The organism is Ensifer sp. 22521, assembly GCF_052044795.1.
GTDB lineage: Bacteria > Pseudomonadota > Alphaproteobacteria > Rhizobiales > Rhizobiaceae > Ensifer.
On sequence record NZ_JBQENM010000020.1, the window covers coordinates 68,882 to 85,804 of the forward strand.

At 63.4% G+C, this 16,923-nt stretch carries 15 protein-coding genes; 11 read left to right on the top strand and 4 right to left on the bottom strand.

What is annotated here, in order from left to right; genetic code table 11:
- Positions 1–56: 56 nt before the first annotated feature.
- Positions 57–1,028 carry a GlxA family transcriptional regulator gene (locus ACTJKE_RS25975; RefSeq protein ID WP_057253319.1) on the bottom strand — a complete coding sequence of 324 codons (972 nt, stop codon included), beginning with the start codon at positions 1,026–1,028 and terminating at the stop codon, positions 57–59.
- A 108-nt stretch (positions 1,029–1,136) separates the two neighbouring features.
- On the opposite strand from ACTJKE_RS25975, the gene ACTJKE_RS25980 reads away from it, so the two are divergent.
- The 10 genes from ACTJKE_RS25980 (at position 1,137) to ACTJKE_RS26025 (ending at position 13,500) form a co-directional block, all read left to right on the top strand.
- The gene (locus ACTJKE_RS25980) at positions 1,137–2,039 is read left to right on the top strand and encodes a 3-keto-5-aminohexanoate cleavage protein (RefSeq protein ID WP_058321823.1); all 903 of its coding nucleotides are present in this window, start codon (positions 1,137–1,139) and stop codon (positions 2,037–2,039) included.
- Between the two features lie 16 nt (positions 2,040–2,055).
- Positions 2,056–3,546, top strand: coding sequence for a carnitine 3-dehydrogenase (locus tag ACTJKE_RS25985; protein ID WP_440692899.1), 1,491 nt, complete (start codon positions 2,056–2,058; stop codon positions 3,544–3,546).
- Positions 3,547–3,804: 258 nt separating this feature from the next.
- Entirely contained in the window at positions 3,805–4,965 is a 1,161-nt protein-coding gene (locus ACTJKE_RS25990) for an acyl-CoA dehydrogenase family protein (RefSeq protein ID WP_440692901.1), read from the top strand.
- Positions 4,966–4,969: 4 nt separating this feature from the next.
- On the top strand, positions 4,970–5,164 hold the full coding sequence (locus tag ACTJKE_RS25995) for a hypothetical protein (RefSeq protein WP_093234412.1): 195 nt from the start codon (positions 4,970–4,972) through the stop codon (positions 5,162–5,164).
- The gene (locus ACTJKE_RS26000) at positions 5,161–7,227 is read left to right on the top strand and encodes an acetate--CoA ligase family protein (RefSeq protein WP_093234411.1); all 2,067 of its coding nucleotides are present in this window, start codon (positions 5,161–5,163) and stop codon (positions 7,225–7,227) included. Before ACTJKE_RS25995 ends, ACTJKE_RS26000 begins: the two co-directional genes overlap by 4 nt.
- Before the next feature lie 5 nt (positions 7,228–7,232).
- Positions 7,233–8,015, top strand: coding sequence for a carnitinyl-CoA dehydratase (locus tag ACTJKE_RS26005; protein ID WP_440692904.1), 783 nt, complete (start codon positions 7,233–7,235; stop codon positions 8,013–8,015).
- Between the two features lie 338 nt (positions 8,016–8,353).
- On the top strand, positions 8,354–9,943 hold the full coding sequence (locus tag ACTJKE_RS26010; RefSeq protein ID WP_058326793.1) for an ABC transporter substrate-binding protein: 1,590 nt from the start codon (positions 8,354–8,356) through the stop codon (positions 9,941–9,943).
- Positions 9,943–11,052, top strand: a complete 1,110-nt coding sequence (locus ACTJKE_RS26015; protein WP_058321866.1) for an ABC transporter permease — start codon at positions 9,943–9,945, stop codon at positions 11,050–11,052. The genes ACTJKE_RS26010 and ACTJKE_RS26015 overlap by 1 nt, the downstream gene beginning before the upstream one ends.
- Positions 11,049–11,876 carry an ABC transporter permease gene (locus ACTJKE_RS26020; RefSeq protein WP_058321816.1) on the top strand — a complete coding sequence of 276 codons (828 nt, stop codon included), beginning with the start codon at positions 11,049–11,051 and terminating at the stop codon, positions 11,874–11,876. The genes ACTJKE_RS26015 and ACTJKE_RS26020 overlap by 4 nt, the downstream gene beginning before the upstream one ends.
- Positions 11,869–13,500, top strand: coding sequence for an ABC transporter ATP-binding protein (locus ACTJKE_RS26025; protein WP_058321815.1), 1,632 nt, complete (start codon positions 11,869–11,871; stop codon positions 13,498–13,500). Before ACTJKE_RS26020 ends, ACTJKE_RS26025 begins: the two co-directional genes overlap by 8 nt.
- Before the next feature lie 258 nt (positions 13,501–13,758).
- On the opposite strand, the gene ACTJKE_RS26030 is transcribed toward ACTJKE_RS26025, so the two are convergent.
- On the bottom strand, positions 13,759–14,016 hold the full coding sequence (locus tag ACTJKE_RS26030; RefSeq protein ID WP_058321814.1) for a DUF1127 domain-containing protein: 258 nt from the start codon (positions 14,014–14,016) through the stop codon (positions 13,759–13,761).
- A 149-nt stretch (positions 14,017–14,165) separates the two neighbouring features.
- Here ACTJKE_RS26030 and ACTJKE_RS26035 point away from each other — a divergent pair, with 149 nt between their 5' ends.
- A complete protein-coding gene (locus ACTJKE_RS26035) occupies positions 14,166–15,596 on the top strand; it encodes a LuxR C-terminal-related transcriptional regulator (protein WP_440692906.1) in 1,431 nt (476 codons plus the stop codon).
- Between the two features lie 10 nt (positions 15,597–15,606).
- Here the strand turns inward: ACTJKE_RS26035 and ACTJKE_RS26040 are convergent, their stop codons facing one another.
- Together ACTJKE_RS26040 and ACTJKE_RS26045 are read right to left on the bottom strand one after the other, a co-directional pair.
- Positions 15,607–15,948, bottom strand: coding sequence for a hypothetical protein (locus tag ACTJKE_RS26040; RefSeq protein ID WP_440692908.1), 342 nt, complete (start codon positions 15,946–15,948; stop codon positions 15,607–15,609).
- 59 nt (positions 15,949–16,007) lie between these two features.
- Positions 16,008–16,793: a helix-turn-helix domain-containing protein gene (locus ACTJKE_RS26045; RefSeq protein ID WP_440692943.1), complete on the bottom strand. Its 786-nt coding sequence runs from the start codon at positions 16,791–16,793 to the stop codon at positions 16,008–16,010.
- Positions 16,794–16,923: the final 130 nt, after the last annotated feature.

Consider the following 16,923-nt stretch of genomic DNA (forward strand, 5'->3'; position numbering starts at 1 on the left):
AACCGCCTGAAACGACTCGGAAAACTTCCTTCTGAATCAACACATGAAGTGGGTGTTCAAGTCTTGAGCTTCAGTCGTCGCCGGGTCTCGCTCGGGCTCTCGCGATAATGCGCCCGGTAGCTTCGCGAGAAGGACGACGACGAGTTGAAGCCGGAGATCGCCGCGATGTCGGCAAATTCCAGACGTGTCTCGATCACCTTGCGCCGCGCCGCATTGAGGCGAAGCGCAAGGTAATGCTCGTGCGGCGCGACGCCCATCGTGTCGCGAAAGAGATCCTGCAGGTGGCGCGTGCTGACACCGATGCGGCGGGCAAGCCGCGCCAGCGTCAACGGCGCTTCCACGGTTTCCTCCATCAGCTTGACGGCGGCGCCGACGCGCGGATCGAGGATGCGCATGTTGCCGATCGCCGGCATCTGCAGGAGGTCGCCGCGGGTGCGCTCCTGCTCGTAGATGAAGAGGCGCGACACTTCGAGCGCCAGCGAGTAGCCGTGCGCACGGCGGATCAGTTCCAGCATCAGATCGAGCGTCGGCAGCGAGCCGCCGGTCGTGATGCGCTTGCCGTCGATGACGAAGCGCTCGCGAACCATGATCACCTGCGGATAGGTGGTGGTGAAATCCTCGAAATCCTCCCAGTGGGTGGTCGCCTTGAAATTGTCGAGCAGGCTGGTTTCGGCAAGCAGCCATGAGCCGGATTCGATGCCCGCCATCATCTCGCGGTGCCGTGCGGTCTGCGAAAGCAGCATCTTCAGTTGCGAGGTGGCGCTACGCTGCCAGTTGTAGCTCGACAGGATGAAGAGCGGCGACGTTTCACGCTGCGGCCGGAAGATGCCCGAGACGGGGATGGGTATGCCGCTCTTCGTCTCGATCGGTTCTCCATCCGGGCTGTAGATCGTCCAGTCGTAGAGCGGCCGCCCGGCGATGCGGTTGGCCGCACGCATCGGCTCGATCACCGAGGCAACGAGGATCAGATTGGTCTCCGGCAGCACCAGGATATCGACGTGCTGCACCTGCGAAACGTTCTGATCCATATCTAAACTTCTCCGCGCCATCGCCGATAATGTATAGGATGAAGCCGATTATGAAAAGCAGCGCGCCCTTTCTTGGCTCGTAATGGGGTCAATAAAAGGGAGACAGCAATGCCGCTCAGCATGAACCGCGAGGTATTCATCACCTGTGCCGTCACCGGCTCGGGAGACACCGTTTCGAAGTCCAGCCATGTTCCGATCACGCCGAAACAGATCGCCGAAGCGGCGGTCGAGGCGGCAAAGGCCGGGGCCGCCGTGATCCACTGCCATGTTCGCGATCCGGAAACCGGCGCGCCCTCCCGCAGGCTCGATCTCTACCGGGAAGTGACCGACCGCATCCGCTCCGCCGATATCGATATCGTGTTGAACCTGACGGCCGGCATGGGCGGCGACCTGGTATTCGGCAATGTCGAGAGCCCCTTGCCCGTCAATGAGAAGGGCACCGACATGGCCGGCGCCACCGAGCGCGTCGCCCACGTGGCCGAATGTCTGCCGGAAATCTGCACGCTCGACTGTGGCACCATGAACTTCTCGCTCGGCGACTACGTCATGACCAACACGCCGTCGATGCTGCGCGAAATGGCGCGGCAGATGACGGCACTTGGCGTCCGCCCCGAGATCGAGGCCTTCGACACCGGCCATCTCTGGTTCGCCAAGCAACTCGCCGAGGAAGGCCTGATCGAGGATCCGGTGCTGATCCAGCTCTGCATGGGCATTCCGTGGGGTGCGCCTGACGACCTCAACACCTTCATGGCGATGGTCAACAACGTGCCTGATAACTGGACCTTCTCGGCTTTCTCCATCGGCCGCAACGCGCTTGCCTACCCGGCAGCGGCGGTCCTTGCCGGCGGCAACGTCCGCGTCGGCCTCGAAGACAACCTTTATATCGGCAAGGGCCAGCTCGCCACCAACGGCCAGCTCGTCGAAAAGGCGGTCGGCGTCATCGAAGGCATGGGCGCCAAGATCATCGGGCCGAAGGAAGTCCGCGAGAAACTGAAGCTGACGAAGCGCTGAGCAAGGGCAGAACACCATGAGCTTTATCACCAAAGCAGCCTGTGTCGGCGGCGGCGTTATCGGCGGCGCCTGGGTTGCGCGTTTCGCGCTTGCCGGCATCGACGTGAAGATCTTCGACCCGCATCCGGAAGCCGAGCGCATCATTGGCGAAGTCATGGCCAATGCTGAGCGCGCCTACGCCATGCTGACCATGGCGCCACTGCCGCCGAAGGGGAAACTCACCTTCTGCAAGAGCATCGAGGAAGCGGTCGAAGGTGCTGACTGGATTCAGGAAAGCGTGCCGGAACGGCTGGACCTGAAGCGCGGCGTTATCACCAAGATCGATGCGGCCGCAAAGGCCGATGCGCTGATCGGCTCGTCCACCTCGGGTCTTTTGCCCTCCGATCTACAAGCCGAGATGCACCATCCCGAGCGCATGTTCGTGGCGCACCCCTATAACCCAGTCTACCTGCTGCCGCTCGTCGAACTCGTCGGCGGCAAGAAGACGTCGAAGGCGACGATCGAGCGCGCCATGCAGGGCGTCGAGCAGATCGGCATGAAGGGCGTCGTCATCGCCAAGGAGATCGAGGCTTTCGTCGGCGACCGCCTGCTCGAGGCGCTCTGGCGCGAGGCGCTCTGGCTGATCCAGGACGACATCTGCGATACCGAAACGCTCGACAACGTCATGCGCTATTCCTTCGGCATGCGCTGGGCGCAGATGGGCCTGTTCGAGACCTATCGCATCGCCGGCGGCGAAGCCGGCATGCGCCACTTCCTCGCCCAGTTCGGTCCCTGCCTGAAATGGCCCTGGACGAAGTTCACCGATGTCGTCGATCTCGACGATGCGCTCGTCGAAAAGATCGGCGCCCAGTCGGACGCACAGGCCGCCGGCCGCTCGATCCGCGAACTCGAGCGCATCCGCGACGAAAACCTCGTCGGCATCATGCATGCGCTGAAATCGGGCAATGGTGGCGAAGGCTGGGGTGCCGGCAAGCTGCTCGCCGATTTCGAGGCCAAGCTCTGGGCCAAGGCCAAGAAGCCGGAAGCAAACCTCGGCGACGTCAAGCCGCTGCGCATCGTCGACACCAAGGTCAGTGCTGCCTGGGTCGACTACAACGGCCACATGACCGAGCATCGCTATCTCCAGGTCTTCGGCGATACGACCGATGGCCTGCTGCGTCTGATCGGCGTCGATCTCGACTATGTGCGCGACGGCCACAGCTACTACACCGTCGAGACCCACATCCGGAACCTTGGCGAAGCCAAGCTCGGCGACGCGCTCTACTCGACCTGCCAGGTGCTCTCATCCGACGAGAAGCGCCTGCACATCTTCTCGACGATCTACAACGCCGAGACCAACGAAGCAGTGGCGACCGCCGAGCAGATGGCACTCCATGTCGACAGCAAGGCCGGCAAGGCGGTTCCGGCGCCGGAGCAGGTGCTGAGCAAGCTTGCCGCCATTGCCGAAGCGCATTCAAAGCTGCCGGCACCGGAAGGCGTCGGACGCTTCGTCGGCCAGAAGCGCTGAGATTGGCCCTCCGCCTTCGGAGGGATCGCGGGTAACGTCGGGTCAAGCCCCTCATCCCGCTGCCGCGACCTTCTCCCCGTACACGGGGAGAAGGGACATGCCGCAACCGCTCGCTCCTTGATGTGGAGTGCGAGCGGCAAACGCGTCCCCTCTCCCCGCAGGCGGGGAGAGGGTTAGGGTGAGGGCAGGACAAGCACGCCCGGGGTCGATGGGGAGATTGATCGCAGGGCAGGCAGACAGAATTGCGAGGGAGAACGCATGAATTTCGCACTGACCGAAGAACAGCAGATGATCGTCGATACGGTCAGGAGCTTCGTCGAAACGGAAATCTATCCGCATGAGGACGAGGTCGAGCGCACCGGCGTGGTGCCGCGCGAGCTTGGCCAGGAGATCGCCCGCAAGTGCAAGGAGATCGGTTTCTTCGGCTGCAATTTTCCGGAAGAAGTCGGCGGCGCCGGCCTCGACCACACCTCCTTCACGCTGGTCGAGCGCGAGCTTGGCCGCGGCTCCATGGGCCTGACCGTCTTCTTCGGCCGCCCCTCGGGTATCCTGATGGCCTGCAATGCCGAGCAGCGCGAGAAATACCTGCTGCCCGCGGTCAAGGGCGACAAGTTCGACGCGCTGGCCATGACCGAGCCGGACGCCGGCTCCGACGTGCGCGGCATGAAGTGTTTTGCCCGCAAGGATGGCGACGACTGGATCGTCAACGGCACCAAGCACTTCATCAGCCATGCCGACATCGCCGATTTCGTCATCGTCTTCATCGCCACCGGCGAAGAGGACACGCCGCGCGGCCCGAAGAAGAAGATCACCTGTTTCCTCGTCGACCGCAGCACGCCCGGTTTCGAGATCCGCAAGGGCTACAACTCCGTCTCCCATCGCGGCTACAACAACTGCATCCTGACCTTCGACGATTGCCGCCTGCCCTCCGCCCAGATCCTCGGCGAAGTGCACAAGGGCTTCGACGTCGCCAACGACTGGCTGTTTGCCACCCGGCTGACGGTGGCGGCGACCTCGGTCGGCCGAGCGCGCCGCGCCTTCGACTATGCGCTGAACTACGCAGCCGACCGCAAGCAGTTCGGCAAGCCGATCGGTGCCAACCAGGGCGTCTCCTTCAAGCTCGCCGACATGATCACCGAGATCGACGCTGCCGACCTCCTGACGCTGTCTGCCGCCTGGCGGCTCGACAACGGCCTGCCGTCGAACCGCGAGATCGCATCCGCCAAGGTCTTCGCCACCGAGATGCTTGCCCGCGTCACCGACGAGGCGATCCAGATCTTCGGCGGCATGGGCCTGATGGACGACCTGCCGCTCGCCCGCTTCTGGCGCGACGCCCGCGTCGAACGCATCTGGGACGGCACGTCTGAAATCCAGCGCCACATCATCAGCCGCGACCTGCTCCGGCCGCTGGGAGCGTGACGGGATGACGACCACCCTCTCTCCCTCCCTCATTCCTGTGCTTGTCACAGGAATCCAGCAGCGGCACGTCCGTGCCGCCCATGACCAAAGCAACAAGCGCATGCGCTTCGAGATGGAAAGAGTTCCTATCGGCTTGCCGACGCAAACCGGCTGGATTCCTGTGACAAGCACAGGAATGAGGGAGAGCAAGACGGCATGACCCCCGCCCCCCGCTCCCTCGACCGCCTGATCCGCCCGCGCACCATCGCCGTCTTCGGCGGCAAGGAAGCCCGGCGCGTCATCGAACAATGCGACAAGATGGGCTTTTCCGGCGAAATCTGGCCGGTGCATCCGCGCGAGGCGGAAATCCTCGGCCGCAAGTGCTACCGCTCGGTGGCGGAACTGCCTGGCGCCCCGGATGCTTCCTTCGTCGGCGTCAACCGGCAGCTGACGATCGACATCATCCGCGATCTCTCTGCGCGCGGGGCCGGCGGCGCCGTCTGCTATGCCTCGGGTTTTCGCGAGGCCGCTAGCGAACTCGATGATGGCAACGACATGCAGGAGGCGCTGGTCGCGGCTGCCGGCGCCATGCCGATCGTCGGGCCGAATTGCTACGGCTTCATCAACATGCTCGACGGCGCCCTGCTCTGGCCGGACCAGCACGGCATGCAGCGCGTCGAAAAGGGCGTTGCGATCCTGACGCAGTCCTCCAACATCGCCTGCAACATCTCGATGCAGACGCGCGGCCTGCCGCTCGCCTATATCATGACCGCCGGCAACCAGGCGCAGACGGGGCTTTCCGACATCGCCTGCGCCGTGCTCGAAGATCCGCGCGTCACTGCCGTCGGCCTGCATATCGAAGGCTTCGACAGCGTGGCAGCCCTCGAACGGCTGGCAACGCGAGCGCGCGAACTCGGCAAGCCGGTCGTGACGCTCAAGGTCGGCAAGTCGGAGGCCGCGCAGCTTGCGACCGTCTCGCACACCGCTTCACTTGCCGGCAACGACCGCGTCTCCTCCGCGCTTCTTGCCCGCCTTGGCATCGGCCGCGTCGATACGCTGCCAGCGCTTCTCGAAACGCTGAAGCTCCTGCATGTGGCCGGCCCGCTCGACAGCAACGACATCTCCTCGATGAGCTGTTCCGGCGGCGAGGCCTCGCTGATGGCGGACGCCGGCGAGCGCTACCGGGTGAACTACCGGGCACTGCGTGAAGAGCAGAAGAAACCGCTCAAGGATGCGCTCGGCGAGATGGTGACGATCGCCAACCCGCTCGACTACCACACCTTCGTCTGGGGCAACCGCGAGAAGCAGACCACCGCGTTTACCGCCATGATGAAGGGCGGCTATGCGATCAATCTCCTCGTGCTCGATTTCCCGCGGCTTGACCGCTGCGACGCGACCGACTGGGAGACGACCTGCCACGCGGTGATCGACGCGGCACGGGCGACCGGCGCCCGCGCCGGCATCGTCGCGAGCCTTGGCGAGAACATGCCGGAGGCGACGGCGCTCTTCCTGATGAAGGCGGGTGTCGTCCCCTTCTTCGGCATCGAGGAGGCGCTGGCCGCGATCGAGACGGCCGCCGACATCGGCGCCGCCTGGATGAAACCGGTCCCGCCCCGCCTGCTCGACGGCAGCGGCAGCGCCGCTGGCGAGGCGATCACGCTCAGCGAACATGAGGCGAAGGTGGAGCTTGCCGCTTCGGGCCTCAAGGTGCCTGAAGGCAGAACGGCGGCGACCGCCGAAGAGGCCGCAAACGCTGCCGAGGCCCTCGGTTTCCCCGTCGTGCTCAAGGGTCTGGGCGTCGCCCACAAGACCGAAGCGGGCGCCGTGAAGCTCAACCTTGCAAACCGCGATGACGTCTATGCCGCAGCAAAGGCAATGGCCGCCGTCGCCTCGGGTTACCTGGTCGAGAAGATGGTGGCAAAACCCGTCGCCGAACTGATCATCGGCGCCATGCGCGACCCCGTGGCAGGTCCGGTACTGACGATCGGCGCCGGCGGCATCCTGGTGGAACTGCTCGACGATTCCGCCATCCTGACGCTGCCGACGACACCGGAAGCGATAAACGAGGCAATCGCCGGCCTGAAGATCCGTAAGCTCATCGATGGCTATCGCGGCGGCCCGGCAGGCGATTTCGCGGCATTGGTCGAGGCTGTCGCCGCAGCGGCATCCTATGTCGTTTCAAACGCCTCGAAGCTCGAAGAACTCGATATCAATCCTTTGATGGTGTTGCCGAACGGCCAGGGTGCCGTTGCCGCCGACGCCCTCATCCGCCGGAGGAACTGACCCTGATGACCGGACCGATCCTCACGCGCCGCGAAGGCGGCATTCTCGAAGTCACGATCGACCGGCCGAAGGCCAATGCCATCGACCTGAAGACCAGCCGGGTGATGGGCGAGATCTTCCGTGATTTCCGCGACGACGACAGCTTACGCGTCGCGATCATCACCGGCGCCGGTGAAAAATTCTTCTGTCCGGGATGGGACCTGAAGGCGGCCGCCGATGGCGACGCGGTCGACGGCGACTATGGCGTCGGCGGTTTCGGCGGCATGCAGGAGCTGCGCGACCTCAACAAGCCGATCATCGCGGCGATCAACGGCATCTGCTGCGGTGGCGGTCTCGAAATCGCGCTGTCGACCGATCTGATCCTTGCCGCCGAACACGCGACCTTCGCGCTACCTGAAATCCGCTCCGGCACAGTTGCGGACGCCGCCTCGATCAAGCTTCCGAAGCGCATCCCCTATCACATCGCCATGGACATGCTCCTGACCGGTCGCTGGCTCGACGTGGCGGAAGCCCACCGCTGGGGCTTCGTCAACGAGATCCTGCCGGCAAACAGGCTGATGGAGCGCGCCAGGGAACTCGCCCGCCTGCTCGAAAGCGGACCGCCGCTCGTCTATGCCGCGATCAAGGAAGTGGTGCGCGCCGCCGAAGGCGAGGCCTTCCAGACGACCATGAACAAGATCACCCAACGGCAGTTCAAGACGGTCGACATTCTCTATTCTAGCGAAGACCAGCTGGAGGGCGCACGCGCCTTCGCCGAGAAGCGCGACCCCGTCTGGAAGGGCCGCTGACAGACCCCGCCATCCTTGGTGGCGCAGGGAACCGAGCCGGGCGACCGGCATTGAGACGTGACGAGACGCGCGGGCAAAGCCGCGCGCCATAAACCACGCGTCCATAAGCCAAACTTATGGAAATAAATTGTAATTTAGGGCGTTACAAGATCGGTTCCAGCGACTACGCTTATCGATCTGAAGCTAATGCGCCCGGTCGACGAAAGGAGAACGAAACCCGACGAAACAAGAAGCGGCCGCCCGGGCCGATCCGAAATGCCATCGATACAATGGCTGTACGCAGCAATCTCTAACAACCACAACGAACGGCGAATGCCGACAAAGAAGGGAACAGGGGAATGAGCGATTACAAGGATTACCTCACACAACAGGTCATGCTCGGCAAGATGAACCGGCGCGAGTTTCTCGGCCGCGCAGCCGCTGCCGGCATTCTCGCCTCGACGGCCGGCACGCTGTTTGCGACCAGCGCGGCGGCGCAGGAGCCGAAGCGCGGCGGCCATCTGAAGCTCGGCCTCGAAGGTGCCGCCGCCACCGACTCGAAGGACCCGGCCAAGGCGCTTTCGCAATTCATGTTCGTCGTCGGACGCAACTGGGGCGACATGCTGGTCGAAAGCCATCCGACGACAGGCGCACCGGTGCCGGCACTTGCCGAATCCTGGGAGCCCTCGGCCGACGCATCGACCTGGACCTTCAACATCCGCAAGGGCGTGAAGTTCCACGACGGCAAGGAGTTGACGCTCGACGACGTCATCAAGACGTTGCAGCGCCACACCGATGACAAGTCGGAATCGGGCGCACTCGGCGTGATGAAGTCGATCAAGGAAATCAAGGCCGACGGCGGCAAGCTCGTGCTGACACTCACGGAAGGCAATGCCGACCTGCCGCTGCTGCTGTCCGACTACCACCTTATCATCCAGCCGAACGGCGGTCTCGACAGTCCCGACGCGATGATCGGCACCGGCCCCTACAAGGTGACGAGCTTCGAACCCGGCGTTCGCGCCACCTTCGAAAAGAATGCCGACGACTGGCGCACGGATCGTGGCTATGTCGATTCCGTCGAACTGATCGCCATGAACGATGCGACGGCCCGCATCGCCGCCCTCTCCTCCGGCCAGGTGCACTTCATCAACCGAGTCGATCCGAAGACGGTCAACCTGTTGAAGAGGGCGCCCACTGTCGAGATCCTGAACACGTCGGGCCGCGGCCACTACGTGTTCATCATGCATTGCAACACGGCGCCGTTCGACAACAACGACCTGCGGCTGGCGCTGAAATACGCGATGGATCGCGAAACCATGGTCGAGCGCATCCTCGGCGGCTATGGCAAGGTCGGCAACGACTTCCCGATCAACGACACCTATGCCCTCTTCCCTGAGGGCATCGAGCAGCGCGCCTATGACCCGGACAAGGCGGCCTTCCACTACAAGAAGTCCGGCCATAGCGGCTCGGTGCTGCTGCGCACCTCCGACGTCGCCTTCCCAGGCGCGGTCGACGCGGCGGTGCTCTACCAGGAAAGCGCCAAGAAGGCCGGCATCGAAATCGAGGTCAAGCGCGAACCGGGCGACGGCTACTGGACAAACGTCTGGAACGTCCAGCCCTTCTCGACGTCCTACTGGGGCGGCCGCCCGACCCAGGACCAGATGTATTCCACCGCCTATCTCTCGAACGCCGACTGGAACGATACCCGCTTCCAGCGCGCCGATTTCGACAAGATCCTGCTCGAGGCCCGCTCCGAGCTGGACGAAGCGAAGCGTAAGGAGATGTACCGGACCATGGCGATGATGGTGCGTGACGAAGGCGGCCTGATCCTGCCGATGTTCAACGACTTCGTGAATGCCGCCGGCAAGCAGGTGAAGGGCTACGTGCATGACATCGGCAACGACATGTCGAACGGCTATGTCGCAACCCGGGTGTGGCTGGACGCATGATGATGGAAAGCGGACCGCTCACTGGTCCGGTTCCGACGGACGGGAGCGCGGATGGAACCCATCCGCGCCCTGCCGAACTTTCCGGAGTACCAGCAAAACCCAACCCTGCGGATGGTGAAATCGGCGGCACCTTCTGGCGCCGCTTCACCTTCCGCCGCCCGCTCGCGGCGCTGATCCTGCAGCGCCTGGGCCTGAGTGTCGGCCTGCTCTTTGCCGTGTCGCTGATGATATCAGGCGGCATCGAGGCGCTTCCCGGCGACTTCGCCACCACCTATCTCGGCCAGTCCGCAACGCCGCAGGCGGTTGAAAACATCCGCAAGGATCTCGGCCTCGACAAGCCCTGGACCGAACGCTACCTGTCCTGGCTCGGCGGTGCCGTCAAAGGCGATTTCGGCACCTCCTGGGCCAGCAAGAATTCGGTCGGCGAGCAGATCGGCAAGCGCCTCGGCAATTCGCTGTTTCTCGCCTTCTTCGCAGCGCTCGTTTCCGTGCCGCTCGCCGTCGGCCTCGGCATGCTGGCGGTTCAGTTCCGCAACAGGCTGCCGGACAAGATCATCAACGTCGTGTCGCTCGCAGCCATCTCGCTGCCCGAGTTCTTCGTCGGCTATCTCCTGATCATGTTCTTCGCCGTCAAATATGGCATCGCGACCTTCCCCGCGACCGTCTATGACAGCATGAGCTTCACTGAACGTCTCTCGGCGATAGCACTTCCGGTCGCGACGCTGGTTCTCGTCGTGCTCGCCCATATGATGCGCATGACCCGTGCGGCCATCCTCAACGTGATGTCTTCGGCCTATGTCGAGACAGCGGAGCTGAAGGGCCTCAGCATGTTCCGCATCATCGCGCGCCATGCGGCTCCCAATGCGGTGGCACCCGTCATCAACGTCATCGCCCTCAACCTCGCCTATCTCGTCGTCGGCGTCGTCGTGGTCGAGGTGGTCTTCGTCTATCCCGGCATGGGGCAATACATGGTGGATGCGGTGACCGTGCGCGACATGCCGGTCGTCCAGGCCTGTGGCCTGATCTTTGCCGCCTTCTACATCTTCCTCAACATGGCGGCCGACATTCTCGCAATCATCGCCAACCCGAGACTGAGGCATCCGCGATGAACCTGAGATCCATTCCCTTCAGCGCCTGGGTCGGCATCGCCGGCATCACCCTTGCGATCTTCTGTGCCGTCTTCGCGCCCGTCATCGCCCCCTTCGGCGAACGCGACGTCGTCGGCGACATCTGGCTTCCGGCCGGCGGCGACTTCCTGCTCGGCACCGACAATCTCGGCCGCGATCTGCTGTCGCGTCTGGTCTATGGCGCCCGCACCACCATCTTCGTGGCGCTGGCGGCAACCGTGCTCTCCTTCTCGCTGGGCATGTTCTTAAGCTTCACGGCGGCCGTCGTCGGCGGCTTCACCGACCAGTTCTTCTCCCGCTTCAACGACCTGATGATGGCGATCCCGACGCTGATCTTCGCCCTCGTCGTTCTCGCCGTCTTGCCGCAGCATCTGTGGATCCTGATCCTGGTCATGGCAGTGCTCGATTCCACCCGCGTCTTCCGCATCGGCCGCGCCGTGGCACTCGATGTCGCGGTCATGGAATTCGTCGAAGCCGCAAGGCTGCGCGGCGAAGGCTCGCTCTGGATCATCTTCCGCGAAATCCTGCCGAACACGCTGTCGCCGCTGCTCGCCGAATTCGGCCTGCGCTTCGCCTTCTCGATCCTGTTCCTCTCCACCCTCTCCTTCCTCGGCCTCGGCATCCAGCCGCCGGCCGCCGACTGGGGCGGCATGGTCAAGGACAACAAGGATGGCATCATCTTCGGCATTTCGGCGGCCCTGATCCCGGGCGCGGCAATCGCCACGCTGGCGATCTGCGTCAACCTCGTGGTCGACTGGCTGATGAAAAGAACCTCGAGCCTCAAGGGAGGACGCGGCGATGCCTGAGATGCTTTCCGTCAAGAACCTCAAGATCGAAGCGACCAGCTATCCGCCGGGCGAACCGCCCAAGGTCGTGACCCTCGTCGAGGGCGTCTCCTTCGACGTTGAGAAGGGCAAGGTGCTCGGCCTCATCGGCGAATCTGGCGCCGGCAAGTCGACCATCGGGCTTTCGGCGCTCGCCTATGGCCGCGGCGGCGTGCGCATCACCGGCGGCCAGGTCCTGCTCGATGGCAAGGACATCCTGACGCTCGACAAGAACGGTATCCGCTCGATCCGCGGCGCCCGGGTCTGCTACGTCGCGCAATCCGCGGCCGCCGCTTTCAACCCGGCCCACCGGCTTGGTGACCAGGTAATCGAGGCGTCGCTCCGCCACGGCATCATGAACCGTGAGGAGGCGAAGAAGCGGGCGCTCTATCTGTTCCGGGTGCTGGGCCTCCCCAATCCGGAAACCTTTGGCGACCGCTATCCGCACCAGGTCTCCGGCGGCCAGCTCCAGCGCGCCATGACCGCCATGGCGCTTTGCCCCAATCCGGAGTTGATCGTCTTCGACGAGCCGACGACCGCGCTCGACGTGACGACCCAGATCGACGTGCTCGCCGCGATCAAGCATGCGATCGAAGAGACGCATACGGCAGCGCTCTACATCACCCATGATCTCGCGGTTGTCGCCCAGATCTCCGACGACATCATGGTGCTGCGCCATGGCAAGACCGTGGAATACGGCACCACCAAGCAGGTGATCGAGGCACCGCGGGAGGATTACACCCGCGCACTCGTCAGCGTCCGCCAGACCAAACGCGACGAGGCGCCTGATCAGACCGGGGCGCAGTTGAAGATCGAGCATATCAGCGCCGGCTACGCCAACGGCTTCAAGGTGCTGCACGACGTCTCGATGCATCTGCCGAAGGGCCAGACGCTGGCGATCGTCGGCGAAAGCGGCTCGGGCAAATCGACGCTCGCCCGGGTCATCACCGGGCTGCTGCCGCCGACCGAGGGCCGCATCAGCTTCGAGGGCAAGGAACTGCCGCGGGCCTTGAAGGGCCGCAGCAATGACGAGCTTCGCCGCATCCAGATGATCTACCAGATGGCCGACACGGCGATGAACCCGCGCCAGACGGTGCGCGACATCGTCGGCCGGCCGCTCTCCTTCTATTTCGGCATGCACGGCCAGAAGAAGTCGGAGCGGGTCAAGGAACTCTTGGACCAGATCGAGATGGGCAGCCGCTTCCTCGATCGGTATCCGGCCGAGCTGTCCGGCGGGCAGAAACAGCGCGTGGCGATCGCACGCGCCTTGGCTGCCAAGCCGGAGCTGATCCTCTGCGACGAGCCGACCTCGGCGCTCGACCCGCTGGTGGCCGAAGGCATCCTGAATCTGCTTTTGAAGCTTCAGGAGGAAACCGCTGTTTCCTATGTCTTTATCACCCACGACATCGCCATCGTCCGGGCGATCGCCGACAGCGTCGCGGTCATGCATCGCGGCCGCCTCGTGCGCTTCGGGCCGAAATCGAAGGTGCTGTCGCCACCCTTCGACGACTATACCGACCTGCTTTTGAAATCGGTTCCGGAAATGGAGATCGGCTGGCTGGAGCGCGTGCTGAAGACGCGAAGGATGGAAAGCGCCGGAAACTAAGGCAATTCCAGGAAAAGTGTGAAACGGTTTTCCGTCCGGAATTGCGCAATTTCAAACAGTTGGAGCAATTCGCTGTTTCAATGAAACAGTGAATTGCTCTAGGGCCATCGCGGAAAATGCGCGTTGCCTGTTGTGGGACGCAATCTGAAGGGAAGCCGGCTGCACATAGGCGATCGGCTTCCCTGCCCCCAATACTCGGTTTCCGGGATCCGCCGTGTCACGACGCGACGGCGCAGTCACGGTTCGCGTGAGCTCGCGTCAATGCTCCCAGAAATGCTTCTTGACCTCGCTATCGACCTGCTTTTCGGTCAGGCCGATATCATCGATCAACTCCGGCGAATCGGCCGCCATATGGGCAAGCTGATCGCGGTAGTGCTGACGATCGTCCCACATGGCAAAGAGACGCTTCGGGTGAAACCACTTGGTGATGCGGCCATCGCCGGGCTCGGACGTCTGCTCTACGTCCTCGGATACGGAGTGGTAGAAGTCGGACATGCCTGACAGAAGCTTGCTCATGGTCGTCCTCCCGCGTGATGTTCAGCGCAAACTCTAGCCTCATAGGACTATGCGGCAATCGCACATGTGCAGTGTTTTGCTTCCAGCATTTGTAGTATTTTGCTGGAGCCGCAGCAGAACCGAACCGGTGAAACGACAAGGAGGCAGGTATGACCCGCATCCTGAGGCGTCGCTTTGTGCCTGCGATCCTGTCGGATCGCGAGCGTGCAGTCGCCGAACGCTTTGCTGCCGGCCTGACCTACCGCCAGATCGGCGAAGCGCTCTGCATCGCGCCATCGACCGTGCGCAGCCATCTCGCGACGATCTATGGCAAGCTTGGCGTTCGCAACAAGATCGCGCTGGCGTCAGAGATAGCCGGACCAAGGGAGTTAACGACCGCGGCACCGGCAGAGCAAGGGCCACCGGTCCTCGCCCTGTTCCCGATCGAAAGCCTGAACGAAGAGCAGCGCTGGCGCCGGTTTGCCGACGGCCTTTCGTCGGATATCTGCGTCGATCTCGCGCGCTACGCGGATCTGCCCGTTGTCGCCTTTCACACCATGAAACTGCTCGGCAATCGTTCGGACAGCTACGACGACCATGTCCAGGCCATCGGCGCGACCTATGCGGTGACCGGCCAAGTTCGCGCCGACGACCGGCAGGTGCGGCTGACGATCCAGCTCTCGGAAACGCGCTCCGGCATGACGCTATGGAGCGAACGCTACGACCGGCCGATCGGAGACATACTCGCGCTTCAGGACGATTTGACGGAGAGCGTCGTCAACGCGCTGGCAGGCTGCTTCGGCAAGCTGGCCGCCCTCAGGCGCAATGCCAGTCGCAAGAAGGCCCCCTCGAACCTGCATTCCTACGATTACTATCTTCTCGGCGTCGAAGAGCTCAACCGGTTCAGCGCGGAAGGAAACGCTGCGGCAATCCACCTCCTCACGCGGTCGCTCGAATTGGACCCCGCACGCGTGAGGGCCTGGACCGAACTGGCCTATGCCTACTCCGTCCAGGCGTGCAACGGCTATGGCATCGACTTTGATACGACCATCGGGAACTGGCGATCGGCTATCGAGGAGGCCTTGCGCCTCGATCCGGCAAACCCGTTCGCCCATACCTGCCTTGGCGATCTCAAGGCGTGCCTCGGCGACCTCAAAGGTGCCGCCGACGCCCAGGCGCACGCGTTCGAGCACGGCAAGCACAATGCCGATACCCTGGCGCTCTTGGCCGGCAGCAAGGCTCTGGTGGCCGGAGATCCGGACGAAGCGATATCGCTGATCGAGAAGGCGCTGTCCCTCAATCCCTTGGCTCCCCCCTGGTACTACGGCATGCTCGGTCGCGTCCTCTTCGTCATCGGCCGTCATGCGGAGAGCCTTTCGGCGCTGGGACGCAGTTCACAAGAATCGCCCAATACGCTGATGTTTCAGGCCATGGGACACGCCCGTATCGGAGAGACCGAAGAAGCGGCAAGCGCCGCATCACGGTTACGCACCGAGTTCCCGGACTTCTCCGTCGAGCGCTTCATCGCCGGTTACCCGGTCACCAACCCGCCGGCGCTCAAAGCCGTTCAGGAAGGAGCCCGGCTGGCGATGCTCGACTGACGGCGCAATCTCACTTCTGCCGGCAGTCGACGTCGCCCACGCGCTGGGCGGCTTCGCCTTCAAAAGTCACAGAAGGTTCTGCCTTCGCCGAGCAATCGCCCTTGGCACCGGTGCCGGCGCGAAAATGCACGACCGGCTGGCCCTCGATCATGATGCTCGGCACCACCTCGTAGAGTTCCGGCGGGCAATTGGCGACGTCCGAGAGCCTGAGCGCCGGCTGGCCGCCGATCATCACGCTGGAGGCACCCGAAAGCGCGCAGGATGGGATCGGCGCCCGCGCCTCCTCGGCCATTGCCGACGGAGCCGGCAAGGCGATCCAAAGGCAGGCGATGGCGGCGATGACAGATTTCATGACCCTCTCCTCCAATTGTCCCTTGCCGGCACAAGCTATCACACGGCCCCGCCCGCACCTCAATATTCGGTCAGCACGGTCAAAGGCTCGGCATCGGGCGTATCGAGGAAGGCGCGGACCGTCTGCGGCAGGTGTCGCGAACCGAAGGAAAGCACGCCGCAGCGCGAGAGCATCTGGCGCAGATCCGGCTGAGCCCCAAGAGATCGCCAGATCATCCGAGACGCATAAGGCAGGTTCTCCTTGCGCCAGGAGACCCCCATGGTGGTACCGCGCAGATAGACGCGCTGGTGCACTTCGAAGGGTAGAAGGATCGTCTGCGCCAGCATCGGCTCCCGCCCGATGCTGCGTTCGGCGATGAAGATCCGGTTTCGCCAGAAGGTGATGAGGCCGACATATTTCGAGAACTGCTGGATCTCGTTTTTCGGGTCGCGGATGCGCTCGATCGATTTGACCCGGATCGAGCCCGCCTCCTCGTAGATCCGGGCGCAGGAGCACACAACCAGCCCCGGCCAGGAGAGCGAAACATGGTAGGTCTGATAGTAGCCGATATGGCGCCTCAAGCCCGCGATGTCGCCGGGAAAGCCTTCGAGCAGCAGACTGGCATCCGAGCGATCGCGGTCCGGTCGCGTCATGCGCGCCTCGAACTGTTTTGCCGGCAGCGCGAAGTCCTCGGCCGCCAGTCCGAAGAAGCGGGCGATGCGCGCCACATTGTGCGGTGACGGCCGCGCTTCGCCACCGATGTAGCGATTGAACTGCTGCCGGTTGATGCCGATCTCGCGGCAGATCTGCGAGATCGACCGCCGCGTCGCGCAGGCAAACCGCAGATTGGCCGAGAAGATGTCGATGTCCTGCACTGCGCTACCCGCCCTCACCTTGGCGCCAGCTGCCTTGGTAGAGGCCGGCGGCGAAAGGATAGCGTAAAAGCGCGCAAAAAAGCGTCAAGTCGCGAAATTGTGCACGTTCCTGCAGCCGTTA

Bases quoted from the DNA above. Each gene is read 5' to 3' on its own strand.
- ACTJKE_RS26005 (WP_440692904.1), top strand. From the start codon at position 7,233: ATGACCGGACCGATCCTCACGCGCCGCGAAGGCGGCATTCTCGAAGTC.
- ACTJKE_RS25985 (WP_440692899.1), top strand. From the start codon at position 2,056: ATGAGCTTTATCACCAAAGCAGCCTGTGTCGGCGGCGGCGTTATCGGC.
- ACTJKE_RS26010 (WP_058326793.1), top strand. From the start codon at position 8,354: ATGAGCGATTACAAGGATTACCTCACACAACAGGTCATGCTCGGCAAG.
- ACTJKE_RS26025 (WP_058321815.1), top strand. From the start codon at position 11,869: ATGCCTGAGATGCTTTCCGTCAAGAACCTCAAGATCGAAGCGACCAGC.
- ACTJKE_RS26020 (WP_058321816.1), top strand. From the start codon at position 11,049: ATGAACCTGAGATCCATTCCCTTCAGCGCCTGGGTCGGCATCGCCGGC.
- ACTJKE_RS25990 (WP_440692901.1), top strand. From the start codon at position 3,805: ATGAATTTCGCACTGACCGAAGAACAGCAGATGATCGTCGATACGGTC.
- ACTJKE_RS26040 (WP_440692908.1), bottom strand. From the start codon at position 15,948: ATGAAATCTGTCATCGCCGCCATCGCCTGCCTTTGGATCGCCTTGCCG.
- ACTJKE_RS26000 (WP_093234411.1), top strand. From the start codon at position 5,161: ATGACCCCCGCCCCCCGCTCCCTCGACCGCCTGATCCGCCCGCGCACC.
- ACTJKE_RS26030 (WP_058321814.1), bottom strand. From the start codon at position 14,016: ATGAGCAAGCTTCTGTCAGGCATGTCCGACTTCTACCACTCCGTATCC.
- ACTJKE_RS26015 (WP_058321866.1), top strand. From the start codon at position 9,943: ATGATGGAAAGCGGACCGCTCACTGGTCCGGTTCCGACGGACGGGAGC.
- ACTJKE_RS25995 (WP_093234412.1), top strand. From the start codon at position 4,970: ATGACGACCACCCTCTCTCCCTCCCTCATTCCTGTGCTTGTCACAGGA.
- ACTJKE_RS25975 (WP_057253319.1), bottom strand. From the start codon at position 1,028: ATGGATCAGAACGTTTCGCAGGTGCAGCACGTCGATATCCTGGTGCTG.
- ACTJKE_RS25980 (WP_058321823.1), top strand. From the start codon at position 1,137: ATGCCGCTCAGCATGAACCGCGAGGTATTCATCACCTGTGCCGTCACC.
- ACTJKE_RS26035 (WP_440692906.1), top strand. From the start codon at position 14,166: ATGACCCGCATCCTGAGGCGTCGCTTTGTGCCTGCGATCCTGTCGGAT.